This window comes from Chitinophaga sp. (assembly GCF_036569125.1).
Lineage (GTDB): Bacteria > Bacteroidota > Bacteroidia > Chitinophagales > Chitinophagaceae > Chitinophaga.
The window spans coordinates 1-3593 of record NZ_DATCRF010000685.1 but is presented as its reverse complement, the minus strand read 5'-3'; the positions used below and the strand labels follow the sequence as shown (position 1 = coordinate 3593).

General features: G+C 50.0%; 4 protein-coding genes. All 4 read left to right on the top strand.

Going from position 1 to position 3593, the window contains the following annotated elements; all coding sequences use genetic code 11:
- The coding region (locus VIM87_RS25540) for an iron ABC transporter permease (RefSeq protein ID WP_331999730.1) at window positions 1-982 on the top strand (982 nt) is incomplete at its 5' end.
- Window positions 982-1827, top strand: a complete 846-nt coding sequence (locus VIM87_RS25535; protein WP_331999729.1) for a heme ABC transporter ATP-binding protein — start codon at window positions 982-984, stop codon at window positions 1825-1827. The genes VIM87_RS25540 and VIM87_RS25535, both read left to right, overlap by 1 nt.
- Before the next feature lie 5 nt (window positions 1828-1832).
- Window positions 1833-2864 carry a hemin-degrading factor gene (locus VIM87_RS25530; RefSeq protein WP_331999728.1) on the top strand — a complete coding sequence of 344 codons (1032 nt, stop codon included), beginning with the start codon at window positions 1833-1835 and terminating at the stop codon, window positions 2862-2864.
- 332 nt (window positions 2865-3196) lie between these two features.
- A complete protein-coding gene (locus tag VIM87_RS25525; RefSeq protein ID WP_331999727.1) occupies window positions 3197-3511 on the top strand; it encodes a DUF6686 family protein in 315 nt (104 codons plus the stop codon).
- Window positions 3512-3593: the final 82 nt, after the last annotated feature.

Here is a 3593-nt window from a genome sequence, read left to right as displayed (position 1 = left end):
CATTGGTACCGGCGCTATGCATATGTCGCCATTGCAGGTGATAGGTATTTTACTAAAGGGTATTGGCATACAGCTGCCGGTAACCTATACGGAGCAAATGCCTGCGGTGTTGTGGATGATCCGCCTGCCGCGGGTTGTGCTGGCTGTAATAATAGGCGCCGGTTTAGGCATTTCAGGGGCGGCCCTGCAGGGGTTATTCCGCAATCCGCTGGCTGATCCGGGCCTGATAGGCATTAGCGCCGGCGCTTCATTAACGGCGGCTATGCTGATAGTGCTGCATGTGTATTTACCTTTTATGGTAAGCGGCAGCATTTTTCAAACCTATGCGCAAAACATTATTACCTTTTTGGGGGCTATGCTTACGGTGCTGATCGTATTTCGTATGTCCGTGCACGATAGCCGGTCCATTGTATCTGTAATGCTGCTGAGCGGTATTGCCATTAATGCCCTGTGCAGCGCTTTTACCGGGTTAATGACCTATGTGGCAGATAATGAGCAGCTGCGCAATATTACCTTCTGGACGCTGGGCAGCCTGGGCGGCGCCACCTGGCAAACAGTGCTGGCAGTGCTGCCTTTTGTGCTGGTACCGGTATTAATGCTGCCACGCATGGCGCCTGCGCTTAATGTATTTGCATTAGGTGAGCAGGAGGCTATGCATAGCGGCGTGCAGGTGAATAAGCTGAAAACGCAGCTCATTATTTACGCCACCATGGCCGTAGCAGCGGGAGTAGCGGTAGCGGGTATTATTGGTTTTATAGGACTGGTGGTGCCGCATATCATCCGCCAGTTCACCGGGCCGGATCACCGCATTCTTATCCCCAGCGCAGCTTTGGCCGGCGCTATCTTACTCACCGTGGCCGACCTGCTGTGCCGTACTATTATTGCCCCGGCTGAACTGCCGGTGGGTATTATTACGGCTATTACCGGCGCACCGGTTTTCATTTGGCTGATCTTAAAAGAGAAACGTTTAATTGCTGTATAATGCTGGTTGTAAAAGATGTTTCACTGTCGTTTGGAAATGTGCCGGTGCTGGCGCAAATGCAGCTGCAGGCCCAGCCGGGTGAGCTGTGTGTGCTGATGGGCGCTAACGGCGCCGGCAAATCTACCCTGCTGCGCACCATTGCAGGAGAATATAAACATTACCGCGGCAGCATTCTGCTCAACGGCCAGGAGCTGCATCACATGCCTGTGGATGCGCAGGCCCGGCAACGTGCCGTGCTTTCCCAGCAGCTGAACCTGCAAATGCCTTTTACCGTGGCGGAAGTAGCGGCCATGGGCCGTTATGCTTACCGCGCAGCAGAAAGGTTATACGATAAAGAGATCATAACCTATGCCTTAAAATTATTGCAGGTATACGACCTGAAAGACCGCAGCTATCCTACGCTTTCCGGCGGGCAGCAGCAACGCGTACAAATGGCGCGGGTATTGGCCCAGCTGCTGGAAGCGCCGGACCTGCATGCTATGGACTATAGCGGCAAAAAAATGCTGCTGCTGGATGAGCCGGTAACGGGCATGGATATACTCCATCAACAGCTGGCTTTACAGCTGGCCGTGCAGCTAAGCCGGCAAGGTGTGCTGGTGATAGCCGTACTGCATGATTTTCAGCTGGCAGCCGCTTATGCACACCGCATCTTTTTTCTGAAGAATGGCCGTGTATATGCACAGGGGCCGGTAGATACGGTATTATCGCCCCTGCATATCAGGCATTGTTTTGGCGTGGATGTATCGGTGCTGCATCATTCATTGTGCGCTTATCCCCTGGTGGTTACCAATACAGCCGCCACTTTATTTTCATCATCTGCCCTACAGGCAACAAACGCTTATTAATAACCATGAACAATACAATTACCAATAGCCTGCAAGCTCAATGGCAGGCATACCGCCAGCAAAATCCTAAAACCAGGATCCGGGATGCCGCCCGCGCCCTGCAGGTAAGCGAAGGCCAGCTGGTAGCCGCCTGCACCGGCAGCACTGTGCTGCATTTACGGAGGGATTATCCCGCTTTGCTGCAACGCATGCCGGGCGTAGGAAAAGTAATGGTGCTTACCCGTAATGAAAGCTGTGTAATAGAAAGAAAAGGCGTGTTTGAAGAGGTGAATACAGAAAGCCGACACGTAGGTGTGGTAGTAGGTAAAGATATAGACCTGCGCATGTTCTTTTCCAAGTGGGTATATGGCTTTGCCGTGAAGGATGATGAAGCGCTGGGCTTTAAAAACTCCTTACAGGTATTTGACGGGCAGGGGAATGCCGTGATAAAAATATATACAGTGGCCGATACTAACCTTACGGCCTGGGATCAGCTGGTGCAGGACTTTACGGCGCCGGAGCAACCGGCTGATATTACCATTACGCCTGCCGCAGCAGCGCCCACCTATGCACAAACCATAGATGCCAAAGCATTTTTGGATGAGTGGGCTGCGTTGCAGGATACGCACGACTTTTTTCCCTTACTCAATAAATACAAAGCCGGCCGCCTGCATGCGCTGGAAATAGCAGAAGGCCGCTTTACCCGCAGGGTAGCAACTACCTGTGTAAAGCCACTATTGGAGCGGTCTGCAGCCAGCGGACTGGAAATTATGGTATTTGTAAGCAATCATGGCAACATTGAAATTCATACCGGCCCGGTACATAAGATCGTGGAAATACCCGGGTGGATCAATGTGATGGATCCTGACTTTAACCTGCACCTGAGAACAGATAATATTGCCCAATGCTGGGTGGTAGAAAAACCATCTGCAGATGGTACGGTTACTTCTATAGAAGTATTTGATACAAACAATGAAATGATCGTACAATTCTTTGGCAAACGTAAGCCCGGTCAACCGGAGCTGGCGCAGTGGCGCGAATTGGTGAAGAGCCTTTAAGAATGTAAAATGCAAAATGATAAATGCAAAATGTAAAAGTGTGTGCACGATTCTGCACTTTTACATTTATGATTTTACATTTGAAATTTTACATTTTGCATTCCTTTTCCTTTTAGCGTAAATACTTTTCCTGATCCGATCATTACTACTACTTACTGCTGCTTATTTTTGTATTGCCGTTCTCCGCCGGCTTACATAAACATCTTTTTTAGCATAATAGTTTTTTACGAATCTATGAAACCCATCTGTCTGCCCGCTATGCCGGCCGGGTACCTGCATGCGTATGGCGGGCATGACAGGCCAATAACAGCAGTTTGTTAAACAAGTAATGTATGTGCGAAACCAGGATACTGGCCCGCAAAGGGCAAATGCATATAGGCCATTGTATGCATTGTAAAACCGTTTTTCTGTGGCATGGTAATGTGCTGCTGCATTTTACCCCGAACGATTTTGTACAGTTCAGCGAAACGCTGGGCCACCGTGAATTTTGTGATCATTCGCTGCCTTTTCCGGACGATGAGGAACGGGTGATCATTCACACCCCCTGCCAGGACATCAGCTTTACCTTTACCAAAGCGGAATGGGAAACCCTGCGGGCAGCAGTGGAAGAGGCTTTGCTGATGCAGCAGGTGTATGCGCTGATATAAGCATACCAACAATAAATCAAATACCTGATGAAACAATTGATGGCGCTGTTCTTTTGCTGCCTCCTATGCCGGGTGAACGGTT